The following is a 19531-nucleotide window of genomic DNA, read 5'->3' as shown; positions in this document are numbered from 1 at the left end:
AATGTTTTTATACGACAAAGTAATTGTCATAGATATCGAAGCTACATGTTGGGAAAAAGGGCAAACTCCTGAAGATCAAAAAAGAGAAATCATTGAAATCGGAATTTGCAAACTCAATATGTCGGACGGAAATATCGAAGACAAAAGAAGCTATTTGATAAAACCGACACGATCGGAAGTAAGCGAATATTGTACAAAATTGACAGGAATTACTTCTGGAGAACTAGAAAAAGAAGGGATTTCTTTTAAAGAAGCCTGTTCAAATATCAAAAACAGATACAATTCATTACGAAGAACATACGCCGGTTATGGTGGATTTGACAAATCAATTATGGAAAGTCAATGTCAAGAATTTGATATTAAATTTCCCTTTAGTGAAACGTATCTTGATTTGAAGGTTTTGATAAGTTTAATGACTGGTGAAAAGCCAATTGGATTATTGAAAGAACTTCAGACAAGAAATATAGAATTTGAAGGGAGCAATCATAATGGTGCAGATGACGCTTTTAACACAGCAAAATTATTGTATCAAGTTTTAAAAAACTAAAGCAATGGAGTTAACAAAAAGATTACTATTTCTGGATGATATAAGATATCCGTTTGAGGCCTATCATTATACCAAACAGGATATTTTTCTCAGAAAAGATTGGTATATCGTTCGAAATTATGAGCAGTTTGTCAACAGAATTTTGGAAAAAGGACTTCCGGAAATGATTTCTTTTGACCATGACCTTGCAGATGAACATTATTTAGAACCAAATTCTCAGGAGTTTGTTGAAAAAACAGGCTATGATTGTGCAAAATGGCTGGTAGAATATTGTATGGATAACTATTTGGACTTACCAAAATTCTATTGCCACTCCATGAATCCTGTTGGAAAGGAAAATATTGAAGGACTTTTAAACAACTTTAAAAAATTGTAATGGACATTTTTAGATTAATTCAAGATATAAGAAAGCATTTGAATCTCAGTTTCGATGAGGTTGACAGATGGTTTGATAAAGATAATAGAACCTTGAATTATCAACCTTCAAATGGAGGTTGGACGGTTCAACAGATTTTAGAGCATATTTATTTGACGAACTTTTACTTGTTGATTCTTATTGATAAAGGTTCAAAAAAAGCAATGCGAAATTATCGCAATCTTGATTTAAATTTTGAAATAGAAAACTACAGTTTCGATAAAGAAAAATTTGAGAAAGTAGGCGAGTATGGTGCGTTTGAATTGATAAGACCAGAACATATGGAGCCCAAAGGAGAATTGAATTTAAATAAAATCAGTAGTTTAATTTCTCAACAATATCATCAATGCTTAAACTATTTAGACTTGATGAAAAATGGAGAAGGTCTTCTCTGTGAAACAACAATGACCGTGAATGGATTGGGAAAAATCAATGTGTATGAATACATTTATTTCCTTTCACTTCACGCTCAGAGAAACGTTACTCAGATGGAAAATAATGAATTAGAAAACAATTAAAAAAATTAAAAAAAATGCAAACAAATATATTTTTTACGGCAGACCATCATTTCGGTCATGCCAATATTATAAAATTTTCCGAACGGCCTTTTGAGTCGACGGAGGAAATGAATGAGCAACTTATCAAACGATGGAACGAAAAAATAGGAAAAGATGATACTGTCTATCACTTGGGCGATGTAAGTTTAGGAAAACCAGATTTTACAAAAGAAATTTTAGACAGACTAAATGGAAAAATCCATCTGATAAAAGGCAATCATGAATATTCTGCGCTTCGGGTTCCGGAAAGGTTCGAATGGATCAAAGATTACCACGAGCTTTATGTGGAAGACGAAAGTCATAAAATGGGCAAACAGAAGATCATGCTTTTTCATTACGCAATGCGCACCTGGAACGGTTCTCATCACGGAACATGGCAATTATACGGTCATTCACACGGAACATTATCGGATGATGAAAATGCTTTAAGTATTGATGTAGGTGTTGATTGCCATAATTTTTATCCTGTTTCTTATGAAGAAATCAAAGAATTGATGAAGAAAAAGAAATGGACACCGCCTTTTGCACCAAGAAATTAAAATAGCTCCCTTCGGGGAGTTTTTTTTGAAATTATTTTTTACTGCGTAAATAGAATGCGTACTGATGGTTTTATCTTTGCAGAGCTTTAGCAGCAACATCAATTCTTCTTTAGGGTATTTCTTCCCACCTCTCCTCCAATGAAAACCAAATGCAGATGAATGAAAAAATATGTAATAAAATAGTAAAATGAAAACAACCAATGAAATATTAATCATCGATTTGGAAGCCACATGCTGGGAAAACGATAGAATCCCAGCTGGACAAAAAGTTGATATCATAGAAATCGGAATTTGCGAATTAAACAGAACAACAAAAGCAATTTCCAGGAAACAAAGCATCTATGTAATTCCTGAAAGGTCTAAAATCAATAAATTTTGTACAGAACTCACCGGAATAACACCACAATTAATCGAAGAAAAAGGAATTTATTTTGAGGAAGCCTGTGAGAAAATCAAAAAAGAATATCATTCAACTTCGCTTACTTGGGCAGGCTTTGGGAATTTTGATAAAGAACAAATCATGGAACAGTGTGATTATCTCGGAATCGAAAATCCTTTCTCAGAAAATTATATTAATGTGATGTATCAATTCAAAAATCATATCGGACTTCATAAAATGATGGGTTTAAAAAGAGCCCTGAAATATATGAATATGGATTTTGAAGGAAATCATCACAGCGGAGCAGACGATGCTTACAACGCTGCCAAAATTTTAAGAGAAATTTTGTAGTAATAATTTGGTCAGGAAGATGGATGAAGGAAGTGGGAAGTTTTTGCGGTGCGAAATTGACTTCCAGCCTCCAGCTTCAGACTTCCAGCTACAAATATTAATTTTTTTAAACAAATGAAAACAACAGACAATATATTAATTATAGACCTCGAAGCCACGTGTTGGAATGACCGACCGCCAAGAGGACAGGAAAGTGAAATTATAGAAATCGGAGTTTGTATTATGGATGCAAAAACCGGTAAGATTTCACAAAATGAGGGGATTTTAATTAAACCTCAATACTCAAAAGTGAGTCCGTTTTGTACGGAACTGACTTCTATTACTCAACAAATGCTTGATGATGAAGGGATTTTTCTGGAAGATGCTCTGGATATTCTGAGAGTAGAATACAATTCTGAAGACTTGACTTGGGCAAGCTACGGAAACTATGATTTGAATATGCTTCAAAATCAGGCAAGAAGATTCAATGTCGATTATCCTTTGAGTGATGACCACATTAATGTTAAAACGTTATTCGCTCAATTGCATCCGATTCGAAAAAGCGTAGGAATGGATAGGGCTTTGAAAGAATTGAAATTTCCTTTAGTGGGCACACATCACAGAGGAATTGACGATGTGAAGAATATTGCCAAGATTCTATTTTGGTGTTTGAAAAAAGTGTAGGCAAAATTTAATAAAACCTTTTGAAATTCGTATATTTAGAGGGATTTTTATTTTATTTATGACTGAGAATTATAATGTTTTAGAACACATCAGGAAGCGACCGGGAATGTATATTGGAGCTTTAGATAATTCGGGATTTAATGAATTAATTCACTATTTAATTCAGGATTTTATAGCAATAGAATTTTATGAAGTTATTTGTATATTGTATAAAAATAATCGTGTTATTATAGAAAGTAAAAGTACTAAAAGCTCAACTTTATTATCAAATGCAATTAAAAATATTAATAATTACAAAGATTCACATTTTTACCTTTCGATAGCCTGTCTTGTTGCTTTGTCTGATTTTTTGAAAATTGAAATTAATGAAAATTTTGTTTTAAGCTCTAATAAGGGAATATTTAAAATTGAAAATGAAATTATTAATGATGAGGCTCGTAAAATAAAATTTGATTTTACAATTGATAAAGATATTTTTAAAAATTTAAACTTAAGTTATCCGCATTTAAATACCTTATTAAGAAGGTATGGTTTTTTAAATTCAGAACTTAAAATCAAAAGTATTGATAAATCATCTACTGAATTACAAATCAATATTTTTCATTACCCAAAAGGTTTATCAGAAATAATCGATTTCGAAATAGAGAAGAATTTTAGATATAATTCTCCTTTTTTTAAACTAAATCTTAATAAAAAAACAGATTTTTCATATTCATTATCACTAGCTTTTGTTGAAGGTTTGAGTTTAAAACCAAGAATTAAAGTTTATGCCAATTATAAAGAAACAATTTTAGGAGGGTCTCTTTTGAATGGAATTTTACAAGGGTTTAAAAAATTCTTAAAAGAAGAAGCTGTGAAGAGTAATTTGAAGCTAAATATTTCAAATACAAAACTAAAAAATCATCTCTTGTTGTATGCTTCAGTTAATGGTGAACTTTCTTTTTTAGGTGCTACACGATGGAAATTAGGAACTCCCAAAGTTCAGAGTGAAATTAAAGAATTCGTTTATCAGGAATTGAAATTTTATTTTTCAGATAAAAAAGATAAATTAAATGATATTATTGATATTTTACAAAGTAGTTATTAGACTCCGTTTTCAAAACGTATCTTTTATTTTCTCTCCAACCATTCCTCATAAGAAAGCACACCCAATTCTGGCTTTGCATCACCTTCCAAGATCGAAATAAATTCCAGTTGATTTCCATCAGGATCATTAAAATAAATCGCTAAAGCGGGCATCCAAGCAAAAACCATTGGCTTATCAATTCCGTCTTTTAAAAAGTTGTAAGGTTTTAAATTTTTATTTTTCAAAAACTCAACTGAATAATTCAGAATGTCTTCTTTATCAGCCGCAAAAGCAAAATGTCTGGTCTGCAAATTTTCTTTCTGCTCCCACAATCCAAGCATGGATTCTTTATTTTTTCCAATCCATAAAAAAGCAATGGGACGGTTTTCGTCTTTATGAGCGAATTCCAATCCTAAAACTTCAGTGTAAAATTGAATAGCATTTTCCAGATTACTTACCTGGACGTGAGTTTCATATAATCCTTTAATCATAGTTTTAATTTTAATCAAAACAAAGCTAGAAAAGAGATTTTCAAAAATTTTACATTGTTGATTCCTTTATATTAAATGAATGATAGACAAATTGTATTTGGTAGTTTGTTGATAGTTGCTTGTTGTTAGCTTTTTTAAAATTCGACGGTATGTTTGTCATTCAGAGCGGAACGCAGTGAAGCGTGGAATCTAAATTATCACTACCACTTAGATTTCTACGGAATGACAAAATTCTTGGATATATCTTTTTAAAATCATTTCATCCCTCACAACGACAACACAATGAATTTTTTCGCAGATAAAATCCTTGCGTCTTAAAAACAGTTTGTAACAAAATAAAGCTTTGCGTCTTTGCGATTTTCCAACAAAAAATGAAAACTTTTTCAGAAATCTTTTCACTACGCAAAAACACTGCGCAACACCACTTTTACTTTGCATAAAAAATCAGAGAGGAAGTGATAATCCTCCAAAAATGTTTAACAATAAAAACAGTACCCATGAAATTTAATTTTTTAAGAAAATCAAATTTCATGGGTACTGACTTGATAAGTAAAACCGTTGACGGAGTTATCCAAAGAGCTGATGAAATCACAGAATTACTGGCGTATTACCAATTGGCAAACGAAAGAACGGAAACTAAAAAGTTGAATAAACTTTCAAAACAAATCCAAAAAGGTTTGGTAAAATCTTTCAACAAATTTGATGAATACCAATTCGCAAAATACAACAGAAAAGCAGAAGTTACTTTAAAAGATGCTTTGTTCTTGGTTCACCCAAAAGCAAAAGATGGAAATCAGCAGGCAATTTTCAACAAGATCGTCAACGATGCATTGGAAACTCCTTATACTTGGGAAGTTGAACTTTCAATGTTGGGTCAGACCAAATTTGCCGATGACGCTGAAAGAAAATCAGCTTTCAAAAACAAATGGGAAGAATTGATCTTCAGCAACAAATTGGGTTATATGGCGACTTTGAGAAACCTTAGAAATATTTTGGAAGCCAAAGTTTCTTCTGATGCGATGTACAAAGTTTGCAACTATTTGTCAGATGAAAAAGCGGTAAGAAACTCAAAACAATTGCCATTCAGATTTTTGGCGGCGTATAGAGAATTGAAAACAATCGATTCACCATATTTGTCATCGATCCTGGAAGCATTGGAAGATGCGATGATGGTAAGTGCAAAAAACATCAAAGGTTTTGGCTTCGAAACTTCGGTAGTGATTGCGGCAGATGTTTCGGGTTCGATGCAACAGTCAATTTCTCCGAGATCTAAAGTTTTGTTGTACGATATCGGTCTGTTAATGTCGATGATGTTGCAGTCGCAGTGCAAAAACGTGATTACAGGTATGTTTGGTGACCGTTGGAAAAGAGTTCCGATGCCGAAAAACGGTATTCTGAGAAACGTAGATGCATTCTACAAAAGAGAAGGTGAAGTGGGTTATTCCACGAATGGTCATCTTGTGCTTGAAGATTTAATCAACAAAAAAGAAAAAGCAGATAAAATCATGTTGTTTACCGATACTCAAATGTGGGATACCGGTGGATTTACCAATGCTTTCGAAAACTCTTGGAGCCGATACAAAAAAATCAATCCGAATGCAAAATTGTATCTATTTGATTTGGCTGGTTACGGAAAACCACCGTTGGATGTCCGAAAAAATGATGTCTATCTTATCGCAGGTTGGTCCGACAAAATTTTCGATGTATTGAATGCTTTGGAAGGCAAAAAATCGGCAGTAGAAATGATTAAAAAAGTAGTGCTGTAAAAGGTGCTGCTTTAATTAGAATAAATTATAAGTGATAAATGATGAATGATTTTATCCTGAATATTACTGTAATTTAGAAGCTTGATCCCGCTTTCCACTATATCTTTTTCGCCAACGCTTTTTTCAAGCCATTTCAGAAAAAGGATGCCGTTGCAATCGGGGCTAGGAATAAAAACCCAATAAATAATAATTATGAAAACAATGAATAAAAGTTTTAATAATTCTGCAGATTCTACAGTTGCTGTTTTTACAGGTTTATTAGATACAGCACAGAAAGTAAATAAAATAATTGATTATGTAAAAACACATTTTGATAAGAATGATATTGATATATGCTTGAATGGTTTTGATTTAGTGAGGAAAATTAATGATGTCAGTTCATTGTTTGCAATAGCTAATCTTGATTTAGCGGTGTCGAGCAAAATGCTTTATAATGCTTCAAATAACTGGGAGAAAATTTATGTAAAAAAAAATGTATATTTAACTGTTTTTGAAATTTTTAAAACATTTAGTAAATATGGAAAATTCTTAAATGAACTTTCAGAAAATGCACTTCCGCATCTTAAAGAAAATTTTGTAAATATTAATAATTCAATAAAAGTTTTTAAAAAAGAGTATAAATACGAAGCTGATATGAAAATTATTAGAAATAATATTAGTGGTCATATTAGCGATGATGTAGATTTATACTACAACACAATAATTCAATTTGATGGAGATAAAACTGGAGAAATGATTATTGAGTTTTTCAAAATCACTAATGATTTACATAACTTCTTAACAGATATATTAGAACAGAATTATATTCGAGAAAAAAATCAACAAGTTTTAATTATGGCTAAAGAAGTTATACCGAATTTTAATGAAATGCTTTTTAAATAATTAAAGATTGCTTCGTCGCTCCGCTCCTCGCAATGACGACATAGGAAATGTAGGCGTTAAGAAAATAAGCTATACGAACGTTAAGAAAATTCTACTGTTTGAAGCGCGACACAGATATCGAATCGAAAAACAAATATTGAATTCGCGCAAGTTTTAGAATTTTTAGAGAGTATAGATTATTTTTAGCCGGAGTTTCCAAGCCTTGAATTTTTGGTTCTTTTGCTTCAAGGCAAAACGAACAATAAATAAATATTCAAAATAAATTTCAACTGCGTAAAAAGAATGCGCACCAACGCAATAATTTTGCAATAATAAATAACAAATAACAAAAAAGTAAGTGTCGTAAAACAGAATTTCTTCGTTTGGGGACAGCAATACAGGTTCGACTCCTGTTCTTGGAAATCCGAGATGGCGTAATTGGTATCGCTCTGTCGGTAAGTCTCTGTTTGATTTTTACCTTACTTTAAAACAACTGATGCCGTAAAAAAGAGTTCCTTCGACTTTACATTGAATTTAAAACTCTTTTTAAAAATTGCTCGGTTTTAAAAATATAAAAAAATCAAGTGTCGTTTTAGAATCATACTTAGATATTTAATCTTTGGGTCGCGGGTTCGAATCCTGCCTTTTCCTTAAAAACGGAAGAGTAGCTCAGTCGGTAGAGCAAAAGCACTGAAAGATTCTTAATTTTTACCTTGATTTAAAAATAAAGAGTGTCGTAGAAAAGACTTACTTCTTGGTGTAATTTTGGTTCGAGTCCAAACGATCTTGAAAAAGATTGGGAAGTGTTTCAATGAGTTACCTCTTTTAAATTCAGTTTAAATAAAGAGTGCCGTAAAGAAAACTTACTTCGGTAAATCTTATGATATTGGTTCAAATCCAGAAAATAAGTGTTAAGACTTATTCGTGGTTTTCTCGCCTTTCGCCTCTTTTTAATTTGAAAAATAAAAACAAGTGCCGTAGAATAGTGTTACTTCGATTATCACGACGGGGACGCGGGTTCGAGTCCCGTCTCTTCCACCAATAAAACACAATTTCTATTGGGAGAGTAGCTCAGTTGGTTAGAGCACGACACACTTTTTGACTGTTGCCTTGTTTAAAAAAATAAAAGTGTCGTAGAGAAAAGATACTTCGTCTCACTCATGGGGAGGAATAGCGAAGTTGGTAACTCCGGCAAGGCTATCCGGTTCGACTCCGGCTTGACATGCCCCGCATTCTTTTCTTGATTTTTACCTTTTATTATTTTAATGAATCATTCAAATCCTTTCCAAATTCGGGAAGGATTTTTTTATTTGGAAAATAATATTTTGTATTTTTATCTTTATTTTGTGAAATAAAATTAGAAGGTTTATATCTTTGTTATAAGCCGTTTAAAGAAATGTAATATAAGTTTTTTATAAAAAGGCTGTAACCAAATTGAAACATTTATTGTCTTCTGTATATCATTTAATAACTAAAATTACATCACCATGATAAGATTAACTTTGAAACTTTTTCTATTTCTCTTTTTTATTATTTTTTCTAAAATATCAGGCCAGCTTTATCAGGTTGTTCAGGTAGTCAATATTGAAAAATATCAGGGTAAGAATTTTATTCTTGAAGGAAAAATATTTTACAACAGTGATATAAGTAATAATTCATGGATGGTATTAAGTGCTTTGTTTCTGGACGGAAAAGGAACAGGAATGAAAGGCATGATTCATAGCGATGATGCACAGATTTATTATAAAAAAGGAGAATGGAGTCCATATGAGCTTAGGGGAAAAATTATTAAAAACGCAAAAGGAATCGCTGTAGGAATTTCTGTTGCGGGTAAAGGAAGTTATTACCTTGATGATTTTAAATTGTTCATTTTGGAAGGCAAAAATAAGATAGAAGTTCCTTTAAAAAACGGTGGTTTTGAAGATGCATCTTTGATGCCTTGGCAGTCTTATGCTAAAGATGACGGTTCTACAATGTCAATTTCAGATGCTAAACCTTTATCAGGGAAGCAGTCTTTGTTTATTGATAATTCAGCTGCTGTCGTTACATCTGGTTTCGGAAATAATAAAGAAATCGGAAAGTTGATGGATGTAAATGGTGTGAAATTATACTATGAAGTCTACGGACAAGGCGAACCGCTTTTGTTAATTCACGGAAACAATAGTTCGATGGCAAGTTTTAATAATCAGCTCGAAGTTTTAAGCAAAAAATATCAGGTAATTGGTTTAGACAGTCGCGGTCAGGGAAATTCAACTTCAAACGATACAAAGCTAACTTATGAATTAATGGCGGATGATGTGAATGTTTTTTTAGATCAAATGAATCTTAAAAATGTAAACGTCTTAGGCTGGAGCGACGGTGGAAACATTGCGGTCATTTTAGGAATGGAACATCCTGATAAAGTCAAGAAAATGGCAATTATGGGAACGGTTTTGTACAATAACAAAACTTCTGTAGATCCTAAAATCAATAAAATTCTCAATCAACAGGTGAAAGAAATGAAAGCAAAAGGTGTCGCAGAAAACAATATGGATTACCGTCTAAAAATACTTCTTCTTACCGAGCCCAATATCAATCCAGACGAATTGAAAAAAATACAAGCGCCGACTTTAGTGATGGCGGGAGAACATGATGTGATGCCAGAAAAACACACCAAACTTATTGCAGATAAAATTCCGAATGGTAAAATGCTTATTTTTAAAGGTGGAGATCATGAAGCTCCCCAAAATATGCCTGAGAAATTTAATAAAGCTGTTTTGGATTTTTTTGAAAAAATATAAAAGTTGTTCTCGCAAGATTGCTAATTAAAACTAAAAAAATAACAACTATGGAAAATAAAAAAGGAGGAACGTTTTTCTTCGCTATCATCGCCATTATTGTAGGAGGTGCATTATGGAAGCAAATTGATTTTAGAACCCTGACGGTCGACAAGACGGCATTGAGTATTGTCTATCTCTGCACTTTTCTATTTTCTGTTTTCTTTTTAATCAGAAGTCTCAGGCATCGAGGTCAGAAATAAAATAAAAGAATATTAGATTTTATTTCCCTCTTTTTTCCAAAATCTCAATCCTTTCCAAAATACTGGAGAGGATATTTTTTTGCTCAAAAGAAAGATAGCCGGAAATTTTATACACTTCTTTTTTAGAATAATCTTCTTTTGCAATCGAAGAAAGGTATTTCAAACTTCCTTCTTCCAAAAATAATAGCGTTTCAGGGTTTTGCTTTAAGATATTAGATTTTATTAAAAACAAGAAGTCTCCTAGGTTGTAATTTGATAAAAGCAATGTACTTTCTGTAAATTCATAGATTAAATCAATATTTGCTAACGCTTTTTGCAGTGAGTTATATTTAATATTATTATCAATGTTATTTTCTTCATAAGGTAAATCTGAATTGAAAGATAATTGGAATTTTTCGAAATTTTCCGGTTTATTTAAATCATCGATAGTTAAAGGAACCGTTAAGAATTTGTCTAAATCCAGATTAAAGTAATGTACAACAGTGAGTAGGGTGGATATTTTAGGTTCGGATCTTCCTTCTTCATAAGCGCCTATAACGCCTCTGGTTAAATCAAATAAATCTGCGAACGCTTGTTGACTTAAACCTTTTGCCTGTCTTATTGTTTTAATATTAGCTCCGAAAAAACTCATGTGTTCTAATCTTTTTTGCAAATGTAATATTAAATTTAATTAATTTGCTAATAATATTTGCAATTTGATTAAATTTTATTATATTTGTGTGCAATCAGTCAAAATTAAGTAAATAAGTGAAGTTTTTAGATTGTAATGCTTTAAATGTTTTATTTAAATTGGTATTTGTTGTGAATTGATTAATTTTAAAAAAACGCATATGACCTATCATGAATTTTTAACTACAGCTTTTTCGCCGGTCAATACGGTTTTGAGCGTGCTGCTGATTTTGTCTGTGATTTATTGGCTTTTTACCATCATCACAGGTTTGGATATTGATGTTGGGATTGATGCAGATCTTGATGCAGATATAGACAGTCCGGATGGGCATATTCATATTCCGGATGATGCTTCTGGCTGGCTTCAATTTTTGAAGTTTCTGAATCTTGATATTGTGCCGATTACCTATTTTCTCACATTGTCACTTTTGTTAACATGGTTGGGTTCATTTTATATCGAAGCATTTTTATCTTTAGGATTGTGGGTTTCTGCTTTACTTGTGATTCCTATATTTTTAGTAAGCATGTTGTTGACTAAATTAATTTTAAAACCGTTGAATCCTTTCTTCAGAGAAATTAATCATAAAGGTGAAGTTTCTCACGATTTTCTTGGCAGACAAGGAAGAATGAAATCAACAATTCACGGAGCTAAAACCGGAATGCTTGAAGTTTTTATAGGAAATGACCCCATGATTTTAATGGTGAGAAGTAAAGATGGAGAGGTGATTAATCACGGAACGGTTGTATATATTGTGGATGAAGATCGGGAGAAAAGAATTTATTACGTAGCAGAAGAAATAAGATTTTAAACAATGAAATAATGATCGCTTTTTTTATGATACTTTTTATTAAAATTTTAGACTGTTTTCTTTAAAAATTAAAAGTATTAACTCATGATGAAATTTTGTTTATCCGTCCCTAAAGGATGCGAAGTTTCTTAAGAATCTGAAATTACTCTCTTTAGGGATAGGGAAATGATTTTGATGATTTAAATAAATTAAAAACACATTAAAATAAATAAACTATAAAAATATGAATACACCTTTGATTGTTGGGATTGTTGTCGTTGTGGTAGCATCGCTCGGATTGATTTTCTGGATTTTATCAATGTATAAAAAAACCGTTCAGGGAATCGTTATTTTAAGAACCGGTTATGGAGGAACGAAAGTTTTCTTCAATGCAGGGATTGTAATTCCGGTTATTCACAGAATGGAATCGATGGATATTTCCGTGAAAAAACTGGAAATTGCCCGAGAAGGAAGAGCAGGATTAATTTGTAAAGATAATATGAGAGCCGATATTCAGGTGGCTTTCTTTATCAGAGTTAATAAATCGGCGGATGATATTGTGAATGTGGGACAGACGATTGGTTGTCAGAGAGCTTCTGATATCAACACGTTGAGAGAATTATTTGAAGCTAAATTTTCTGAAGCCTTGAAAACCGTAGGTAAAAAGTTTGAATTCATTGAATTGTATGAGGCAAGAAGTGAATTCCGTCAGGAAATTTTAGATATTATCGGAACAGATTTGAATGGTTATGTTTTAGATGACTGTGCGATTGATTATTTAGAGCAGACAAAAATAGAGAATTTAGATAAAGACAATATTTTAGATTCAGAAGGGATTAAAAAAATTACTGAATTAACGGCTAATCAAAATATTAAAGCCAATCAGGTTCGTAGAGATGAAGAAAAAATTATTACGAAACAAAATGTGGAGGCTCGTGAAGCTATTTTAGAGCTGGAAAAACAATTGGCTGAAAAAGAAGAATCTCAAAAAAGAGAAGTTGCTAATATTAAATCCCGAGAAAATGCTGAGATTTTAAAAGTAACTGAAGAAGAACGTTTAAAATATGAAACTGTTCGAATTGCAACCGAAGAAAAACTTCAAATCGCCGAGGAAAATAAACAAAGGCAGGTTGTTATAGCTGCGAAAAATAAAGAACGTGCCGATTTGGTGGAAACTGAAAGAGTACAGAAAGACCAAATGTTGGAAGCAACGGAAAGAGAAAGAATTGTTTCTTTGGCTCAGATCGAAAAGGAAAAAGCAATCGAATTGGAGAAGAAAAATATTCAGGATGCGATCCGCGAGCGTTTGACGATGGAAAAAACGGTTGTAGAAGAACAGCAGGGAATTAAAGATCTGGAAGCTTTCAAAACAGCAGACAGAACGAAACAGGTGGAAATCACTTTGGCGACTCAGGAAGCTGAAAAGAAATTAATCCAGGAAACCAGAGCAGCAGAATCAAGAAGGTTATCTGCAGAAAAAGATGCTCAAAAATACGTCATCGAAGCTCAGGCAAAACGTGACGGAGCAGAAAAAGAAGCAGAAGCTCGTAAAATTATTGCTGATGCAAAAGCGAAGGAAGAAGCAACAGTTGGTTTATCTGAAGCTCAGGTTCTTCATGCAAAAGCTGATGCAGCCGAAAGACAGGGAATCGTAGAATCGATTGTTATTGAGAAAAAAGCGGAAGCAGAGAGAAAAGAAGGTATTGCACAGGCTGAAGTTATTAAAGAAAAAGCATTTGCAGAAGCAGCCGGAATTACCGAAAAAGCCGAAGCAATGAAAAAATTAAACGATGCAGGAAAAGAGCATGAAGAATTCCGATTGACTTTAGCAAAAGAAAAAGAAGTGGAGTTGGCGCAAATCTCAATTCAGAAAGATATTGCTCAAGCTCAGGCTGGCGTTCTTGCGGAAGCATTCAAGTCTGCAAAAATTGACATCGTGGGTGGAGATAATACGTTCTTTGATAATGTGATTCGTCAGGTTTCTGCAGGAAAAGGTTTAGATAAATTCATTAGCCATAGTGAAAACGCTACTTTGGTAAAAGAAAATTTACTGGGTGATGGTGAAAACATCATTGGCAAAGTAATGGGAATGGTTGAAAAATACAATGTATCCTCAGAAGATATCAAAAATATGAGTATTGCAAGTCTGATTTTTAAACTCAACGGTATCGCCAATCAGCAGGAAAGAGGTCTTCTAGAAAGAGCAATGGATATGGCTAAAAATCTTGGCATCGACCAAAAACCAATCAGATAACTAAATGAATTTCTGATAGAGTCCCAAAGGGACGATTTAACAAAGGATAGGATAAAATCCTATCTATAAAATTAATTAAAAACTCTCATTGTGTGATTTTCAATGATGTTTTGAGAGTTTTTTCCAATATGAATTTTAAAAATTTAATCATTAAGAATTATTAAGGTGTTAAGTTCAGTTAAGAAAATCACTAGATTTTTATAAGCGTGAACCTTAAAGCGAAGCTAAACTTAATGACTCTTAATTACTTAATAATTCTTAATGATTAAAAAAATAAATGTTTTTAACATTACGATGCTAGTCTAAAATCTAGCATCTAACATCTAATATCTAAAATATGTCAGAACAATTAAATTCAGGGACATACGAAATAATTCAGAACCGTTTGAATGAGCAGAAAAACGACCTCGTTCAAAGGCTTAAGAAGCTGAACGAAAACCGTAAGGAGATTTTCGGTGGAGTAGATTTTTCGCTCATTGCCAACGAAAGAATTTCTACGGAGCACAACTGCGTGGCCAAAGATATTTTCTCACTGAAAGATATTTTAGTCTTTGGTTCTAATGCGCATTTGGGTTTACAGACGGAGATCAATATCACTGATGTTTTTTCAATATATAAAATTAATAACGATCGTTTTGAACCGCAGGACTCTTCTTTAATTGGAGATGAAATTTTTATTGACGAGTTTAAAAATCTCTATAAATATTACAGAAATACTTTTTTTGCACGCTTTCATTTTACCGAAAACTATCTGTATATGGTTTTTCAGTTATCTGAAAGTACTTCCGATATCAAAGCTTTTAAATGGCTAATTAAGGAAGATAAGTTGGTTTATATTGATTCTCGAAGTGCTTCGGAGGTGACTTATCCGCCACAACATGGTTTCGCATGGACGAAAGCAACGAGAGATATGCAGCGAAGTGGAAAATTTCCGCACGTTTCTTTGGCTGATAAAGTTTTTGTAGAGTCGATTGGCGGTGACATCACGATAAAAATTGAAGACAATACCGATAGCGGAAAAGGAATTTATTCTGAAGATGTTATTCATAAAGATCAGAACCTCGACGATGCTGAAATTCATTTTTGTGATCTTGATAATCTGGTTTTATTTAAAATTAAACCTTATCAGGAATCTGAGCGTTATTTTATTTATAATCATAAAGAAAAAATAGTTTCAAGAGTTGATACTTTGAAATATTCGGCAGTTTTGCTTCCGGAAAATCAGGGCGTTCTTTTCTCGAACGGTTATGCTTTGCAGACGGGAGGTTTAAAGGTGATTTCTCAGGATCAGAATAGGCTTCATTATCTGAAAACGATTTCGGAACCGAATGGTGAAAACTTTATGTATGTTTTTTATGATGATAAAACCAATAATTATCAGCTGATTTCATACAATATCATTACGCAAACTATCGAGACACCGATTCGTTGCAGTGGTTTTTCTATTTTAAATGATGGAAGATTAATTTATCTAAGAGAAACTCTCGAAACCACAAAACATCATTTAGCTCAGATTTGGCAGACTCCATATTCAAAAGAATTATTACCGAATACCGAAAAATCAGATACGCTTCTTTACAAAATCGGGAATAAAGATATTGTAAGAGTCATGGCAGAAAGTCAGGAATTGATCACGCTTTTGAATAAAAAAGATTCTTACAGCGGATTGTACGACGATATTGTCAAGCTTTCCACTACTATTTTGGATGCTTATTATTTCCTTAGTGATGATGAGGTTGAAAATCTCGATCAGCCTTTAAAAGAAATCAGGAATATTGCTCATTCGGCAATCAATGAATATGAAAAAGTTGTCGAGCAGAAAAAAAACACCTCCGAAGCGGTTGAAAAAATCAAACTAGCCTGCGAGAAAATTTTAGACGATACCAAAAGAATTAATTATTCTCAGCTGACAGAATATATTGATATGCTTTCGCAGATCAGAGCTTTGCGTGGTGAAATTATCGGAGCCCGAGATCTGAAATATGTGGATGCTGCTATTCTTGATTCTTTGGAAAAATCACTTTCAGAGCGTTCAGAAGAACTTTCAAATGCCTGTGTGAATTTCCTGCTTCAGGAAGATTCTTTATTGCCTTATCAAAACAGAGCACAGCAAATTTCTGAAAACATCATCAATTTACAGAAAGCAATCGACGCCAAAACCATTGAGGAAGAAATCAATAATTTATCTGGGCAACTTGAACTTTTGGTTGATATTGTCAATAATTTAAAAATTGAAGACACTTCACAATCGACACAGATTATTGAAAATATTTCTGTGATTTTTGCAAGATTAAATCAGGAAAGATTAGAACTTTCTAAAAGAAAAAGAGAAATTTCAGGTAAAGAATTATCTGCAGATTTTCAGGCACAAATGACGTTGTTTGATCAGTCAGTGATTAACTTTCTTGAATTGTCTCAAACTCCCGAAAAATGTGATGAATATTTAACCAAACTTTCCATTCAGTTGGAGGAAATGGAAACAAAATTTGTTGATTTTGATGAATTTATCGAGAAAATTGGTGAAAAAAGAGAAGAGGTTTATAGTCATTTCCAAAACAAAAGAGTTCAGTTAACGGAGTCTAGAAATAAACGGACTCAAAGTTTATACGATTCTGCACAACGAATTTTAAAATCTGTTCAGACGAAAGGTGAGTCTTTTGATTCTGAAAATGAGATAAACGGATATTTCGCTACCGATTTAATGGTTGAAAAAATCAGAGATATTTCCCGACAGTTGATGGATTTTGAGGATTCTGCAAAAGCGGAAGAAATTCAGACTTTATTGAAAACTTCTCAGCAGGAAGCGGTCAGAAAGCTTAAAGATAAAAAAGAAATCTATGCCGACGGTGACAATGTGATTGCTTTAGGTGATTACAAATTTGCAGTCAACCGTCAGAAATTAGATCTTACTTTGGTGTTGAGAAATGCGCAGTATTATTATCATTTGACAGGAACCGGATTTTATGAGCCATTGAATTTTGAAACCATTTTAGATTACAAAGAAGTCTGGAATCAGGAATATATTTCTGAAAATTCTAATGTAAAACGCTTCGAATATTTAGCATGGAATGTTTTTTTAAACAATAAAAATATCAATACCGAAGAACAAAACCGAATTGCAATTCAGCAGTTTATGACGGAGCATTTTGGGGAAGGTTTGGTGAAAGGAATTCACGATGAAGATGCATTGACAATCGTTTCAAAACTTCAGCAAATGCATAATGAATTAGGATTGATGCAGTTTACTCCGAAAGAACGGGCTTTAGCGCAATTATTTTGGTATTTTCTGAATGAAGAAAAAAAAGAGTATTATCAGAAACAGTTTGAGGCTGCAGCATTGGTTTCAAAATCATTTACGACGGATAAAGGTTTTCAGTATCTTAATGATGAATTATCGAGTGAAATAAAATCATTTGCTTTGGCTAATCATCTTTTTGCTGAGGTAAATTGTCTGAATGCTGCATTTTATTTAAGAAAAGAAAACAAATCTGCCTTTTTAGTTTCAGAAAAAGCAGGTTTATTATATGAATCATTTTTAAAAGATCTCAAAGAAAAAGGGAAAGACCTCGAATTTATCGACCAGCTCGATGCGTTGAAAAAGTATCCAGCTGCTTGTTTTTCTATTGCTGAAAGTGCTTTAAATGCCTTTTTATTTAATTCAGAACTCAATTTTGAAGATGATATTAAAAAAGAAACGGCTGTGTTTTTTGTAACACAACATTTTGATACTAAAAACATTCTTCATATCGCTTATGAAGCGATTCTTAAAGGTTTGAAATCTTTAGAAAAAGATCTTGACTACAGTTTAAATTATTATGAATTTACAGCTCGTCTAACTCATTTCAATGGAGTGGTTGTTCCGAAATACAAGCAGTTTCAGGAATTAAAAGCAAAATGGGTAAACGATAAAAAGAAAGCCTTGAAAATTGATACTTTCAAATCGCAGGTTTTAAGTTCATTTGTAAGAAACAGATTGATTAACGATGTTTATTTTCCGTTGATTGGTGCCAATTTGGCTAAACAATTAGGAACAGTAGGAAATGATAAACGTACCGACAGAATGGGAATGTTGCTCCTCGTTTCGCCTCCTGGTTACGGAAAAACTACGTTGATGGAATATATGGCAGATCGAATGGGATTGGTTTTCATAAAGATCAATGGCCCGTCAATTGGTCATGATATTGTTTCCACAGATCCGAGCGAAGCAAAAAATGCAGGAGCAAAACAGGAACTTGAAAAGTTGAATTTGGCTTTGGAAATGGGTGATAATGTGATGTTATATCTTGACGATATTCAGCACTGTAATCCGGAATTTTTACAGAAATTTATTTCTTTGGCAGACGGACAGCGAAAGATTGAAGGGATTTACAATGGTGAAAGTAAAACCTATGATTTAAGGTCAAAACGTTTCTGTTTGGTGATGGCCGGAAATCCTTACACTGAAAGCGGTGAGAAATTCAAAATTCCTGATATGTTGGCAAACCGTTCCGATACTTATAATTTAGGCGAAATTTCAGGCAATAAAACTGAGTTGTTTGATTTAAGTTTGATTGAAAATTCTTTGATGTCAAACGATTATCTTACCCGATTGACTCAGTTTGGAATGGAAAATCTGTATCATTTGTATGACAGTGTTCAGTCTAATTCTCCGAATGTAGATTTGGCAGGAAACTTTAGTTCAAACGAAATTTCAGATTTTAGAAAGGTACTCGAAAACATCTTGAAAGTAAGAAATATTGTTTTAAAAGTGAATAAGCAATACATTGCTTCTGCGGCTATGTCTGATGATTATCGTAACGAACCATCTTTCAAACTACAGGGTTCTTACCGAAATATGAATAAACTCATTACACAGATTCAGCCGATTTTAAAAGAGGAAGAAGTACTGCAGATTGTTTTAAATCATTACCAAAATGAATCTCAAACATTAACAACCGGAGCAGAAGCGAATATGCTTAAATTGAAGGAATTGATGAATATACTTTCGGAAGATGAAAATTCGCGTTGGCAAGAAATTAAAAAAACTTTTGTAAAGAATAAATCAATAAAAGGTTTAGGTGAAAATGACCGAATGATGCAGGTGATTGCATTATTAGCTCAATTCAGCGAAGGTCTCGATGGAATAAAAGATGTTTTAAATAAAAATTGAAATGGATGATAAAAAAA

Annotated in this window: 16 protein-coding genes; 14 read left to right on the top strand and 2 right to left on the bottom strand. The window is 32.8% G+C overall.

Annotation, left to right across the window (positions count from 1 at the left end; all coding sequences use genetic code 11):
* Nucleotide 1 precedes the first annotated feature (1 nt).
* The 7 genes from B5X64_RS05370 (at nucleotide 2) to B5X64_RS05340 (ending at nucleotide 4538) form a co-directional block, all read left to right on the top strand.
* Entirely contained in the window at nucleotides 2-547 is a 546-nt protein-coding gene (locus B5X64_RS05370) for a 3'-5' exonuclease (protein ID WP_079464259.1), read from the top strand.
* A 4-nt stretch (nucleotides 548-551) separates the two neighbouring features.
* The gene (locus B5X64_RS05365) at nucleotides 552-923 is read left to right on the top strand and encodes a cyclic-phosphate processing receiver domain-containing protein (RefSeq protein WP_079464258.1); all 372 of its coding nucleotides are present in this window, start codon (nucleotides 552-554) and stop codon (nucleotides 921-923) included.
* A complete protein-coding gene (locus B5X64_RS05360) occupies nucleotides 923-1480 on the top strand; it encodes a DinB family protein (protein ID WP_079464257.1) in 558 nt (185 codons plus the stop codon). The genes B5X64_RS05365 and B5X64_RS05360 overlap by 1 nt, the downstream gene beginning before the upstream one ends.
* Nucleotides 1481-1494: 14 nt before the next feature.
* Nucleotides 1495-2058: a metallophosphoesterase gene (locus B5X64_RS05355; RefSeq protein ID WP_079464256.1), complete on the top strand. Its 564-nt coding sequence runs from the start codon at nucleotides 1495-1497 to the stop codon at nucleotides 2056-2058.
* A 187-nt stretch (nucleotides 2059-2245) separates the two neighbouring features.
* Nucleotides 2246-2788 (top strand): 3'-5' exonuclease, encoded by a 543-nt coding sequence (locus B5X64_RS05350; RefSeq protein ID WP_079464255.1) that lies wholly within the window; start codon nucleotides 2246-2248, stop codon nucleotides 2786-2788.
* 114 nt (nucleotides 2789-2902) lie between these two features.
* Nucleotides 2903-3451, top strand: a complete 549-nt coding sequence (locus tag B5X64_RS05345; protein WP_079464254.1) for a 3'-5' exonuclease — start codon at nucleotides 2903-2905, stop codon at nucleotides 3449-3451.
* 58 nt (nucleotides 3452-3509) lie between these two features.
* A complete protein-coding gene (locus tag B5X64_RS05340; RefSeq protein WP_079464253.1) occupies nucleotides 3510-4538 on the top strand; it encodes a DNA topoisomerase IV subunit B family protein in 1029 nt (342 codons plus the stop codon).
* A 23-nt stretch (nucleotides 4539-4561) separates the two neighbouring features.
* On the opposite strand, the gene B5X64_RS05335 is transcribed toward B5X64_RS05340, so the two are convergent.
* Nucleotides 4562-5008, bottom strand: a complete 447-nt coding sequence (locus tag B5X64_RS05335; protein WP_079464252.1) for a VOC family protein — start codon at nucleotides 5006-5008, stop codon at nucleotides 4562-4564.
* 497 nt (nucleotides 5009-5505) lie between these two features.
* Between B5X64_RS05335 and B5X64_RS05330 the strand changes: the two genes are divergently transcribed.
* The 4 genes from B5X64_RS05330 to B5X64_RS05315 all read left to right on the top strand — a co-directional run bounded on the left by B5X64_RS05330 (nucleotide 5506) and on the right by B5X64_RS05315 (nucleotide 10654).
* Nucleotides 5506-6774 carry a TROVE domain-containing protein gene (locus tag B5X64_RS05330; protein ID WP_228418744.1) on the top strand — a complete coding sequence of 423 codons (1269 nt, stop codon included), beginning with the start codon at nucleotides 5506-5508 and terminating at the stop codon, nucleotides 6772-6774.
* Nucleotides 6775-6966: 192 nt separating this feature from the next.
* Nucleotides 6967-7656 (top strand): hypothetical protein, encoded by a 690-nt coding sequence (locus B5X64_RS05325; RefSeq protein WP_079464251.1) that lies wholly within the window; start codon nucleotides 6967-6969, stop codon nucleotides 7654-7656.
* Nucleotides 7657-9122: 1466 nt separating this feature from the next.
* Complete coding sequence (locus B5X64_RS05320; protein ID WP_079464250.1) at nucleotides 9123-10415, top strand: alpha/beta fold hydrolase; 1293 nt, start codon at nucleotides 9123-9125, stop codon at nucleotides 10413-10415.
* 47 nt (nucleotides 10416-10462) lie between these two features.
* Nucleotides 10463-10654, top strand: coding sequence for a hypothetical protein (locus tag B5X64_RS05315; protein WP_079464299.1), 192 nt, complete (start codon nucleotides 10463-10465; stop codon nucleotides 10652-10654).
* A gap of 19 nt (nucleotides 10655-10673) precedes the next feature.
* Here B5X64_RS05315 and B5X64_RS05310 read toward each other — a convergent pair whose 3' ends face one another.
* A complete protein-coding gene (locus tag B5X64_RS05310; RefSeq protein ID WP_079464249.1) occupies nucleotides 10674-11285 on the bottom strand; it encodes a helix-turn-helix domain-containing protein in 612 nt (203 codons plus the stop codon).
* Nucleotides 11286-11484: 199 nt separating this feature from the next.
* Here B5X64_RS05310 and B5X64_RS05305 point away from each other — a divergent pair, with 199 nt between their 5' ends.
* The 3 genes from B5X64_RS05305 (at nucleotide 11485) to B5X64_RS05295 (ending at nucleotide 19514) form a co-directional block, all read left to right on the top strand.
* Nucleotides 11485-12132, top strand: coding sequence for a hypothetical protein (locus B5X64_RS05305; protein WP_079464248.1), 648 nt, complete (start codon nucleotides 11485-11487; stop codon nucleotides 12130-12132).
* A 223-nt stretch (nucleotides 12133-12355) separates the two neighbouring features.
* Complete coding sequence (locus B5X64_RS05300; RefSeq protein WP_079464247.1) at nucleotides 12356-14365, top strand: flotillin family protein; 2010 nt, start codon at nucleotides 12356-12358, stop codon at nucleotides 14363-14365.
* A gap of 337 nt (nucleotides 14366-14702) precedes the next feature.
* Nucleotides 14703-19514 (top strand): DNA repair ATPase, encoded by a 4812-nt coding sequence (locus B5X64_RS05295; RefSeq protein ID WP_079464246.1) that lies wholly within the window; start codon nucleotides 14703-14705, stop codon nucleotides 19512-19514.
* Nucleotides 19515-19531: the final 17 nt, after the last annotated feature.

The organism is Chryseobacterium balustinum (assembly GCF_900168205.1).
Classification (GTDB): Bacteria; Bacteroidota; Bacteroidia; order Flavobacteriales; family Weeksellaceae; genus Chryseobacterium; species Chryseobacterium balustinum.
Note: the sequence above shows the minus strand (reverse complement) of the source record. Positions and strands in the feature narration are given on the sequence as shown.

What these genes read in the sequence shown, in the direction of transcription:
- B5X64_RS05370 (WP_079464259.1), top strand. Translation starts at nt 2, where the DNA reads ATGTTTTTATACGACAAAGTAATTGTCATAGATATCGAAGCTACATGT.
- B5X64_RS05365 (WP_079464258.1), top strand. Translation starts at nt 552, where the DNA reads ATGGAGTTAACAAAAAGATTACTATTTCTGGATGATATAAGATATCCG.
- B5X64_RS05360 (WP_079464257.1), top strand. Translation starts at nt 923, where the DNA reads ATGGACATTTTTAGATTAATTCAAGATATAAGAAAGCATTTGAATCTC.
- B5X64_RS05355 (WP_079464256.1), top strand. Translation starts at nt 1,495, where the DNA reads ATGCAAACAAATATATTTTTTACGGCAGACCATCATTTCGGTCATGCC.
- B5X64_RS05350 (WP_079464255.1), top strand. Translation starts at nt 2,246, where the DNA reads ATGAAAACAACCAATGAAATATTAATCATCGATTTGGAAGCCACATGC.
- B5X64_RS05345 (WP_079464254.1), top strand. Translation starts at nt 2,903, where the DNA reads ATGAAAACAACAGACAATATATTAATTATAGACCTCGAAGCCACGTGT.
- B5X64_RS05340 (WP_079464253.1), top strand. Translation starts at nt 3,510, where the DNA reads ATGACTGAGAATTATAATGTTTTAGAACACATCAGGAAGCGACCGGGA.
- B5X64_RS05335 (WP_079464252.1), bottom strand. Translation starts at nt 5,008, where the DNA reads ATGATTAAAGGATTATATGAAACTCACGTCCAGGTAAGTAATCTGGAA.
- B5X64_RS05330 (WP_228418744.1), top strand. Translation starts at nt 5,506, where the DNA reads ATGAAATTTAATTTTTTAAGAAAATCAAATTTCATGGGTACTGACTTG.
- B5X64_RS05325 (WP_079464251.1), top strand. Translation starts at nt 6,967, where the DNA reads ATGAAAACAATGAATAAAAGTTTTAATAATTCTGCAGATTCTACAGTT.
- B5X64_RS05320 (WP_079464250.1), top strand. Translation starts at nt 9,123, where the DNA reads ATGATAAGATTAACTTTGAAACTTTTTCTATTTCTCTTTTTTATTATT.
- B5X64_RS05315 (WP_079464299.1), top strand. Translation starts at nt 10,463, where the DNA reads ATGGAAAATAAAAAAGGAGGAACGTTTTTCTTCGCTATCATCGCCATT.
- B5X64_RS05310 (WP_079464249.1), bottom strand. Translation starts at nt 11,285, where the DNA reads ATGAGTTTTTTCGGAGCTAATATTAAAACAATAAGACAGGCAAAAGGT.
- B5X64_RS05305 (WP_079464248.1), top strand. Translation starts at nt 11,485, where the DNA reads ATGACCTATCATGAATTTTTAACTACAGCTTTTTCGCCGGTCAATACG.
- B5X64_RS05300 (WP_079464247.1), top strand. Translation starts at nt 12,356, where the DNA reads ATGAATACACCTTTGATTGTTGGGATTGTTGTCGTTGTGGTAGCATCG.
- B5X64_RS05295 (WP_079464246.1), top strand. Translation starts at nt 14,703, where the DNA reads ATGTCAGAACAATTAAATTCAGGGACATACGAAATAATTCAGAACCGT.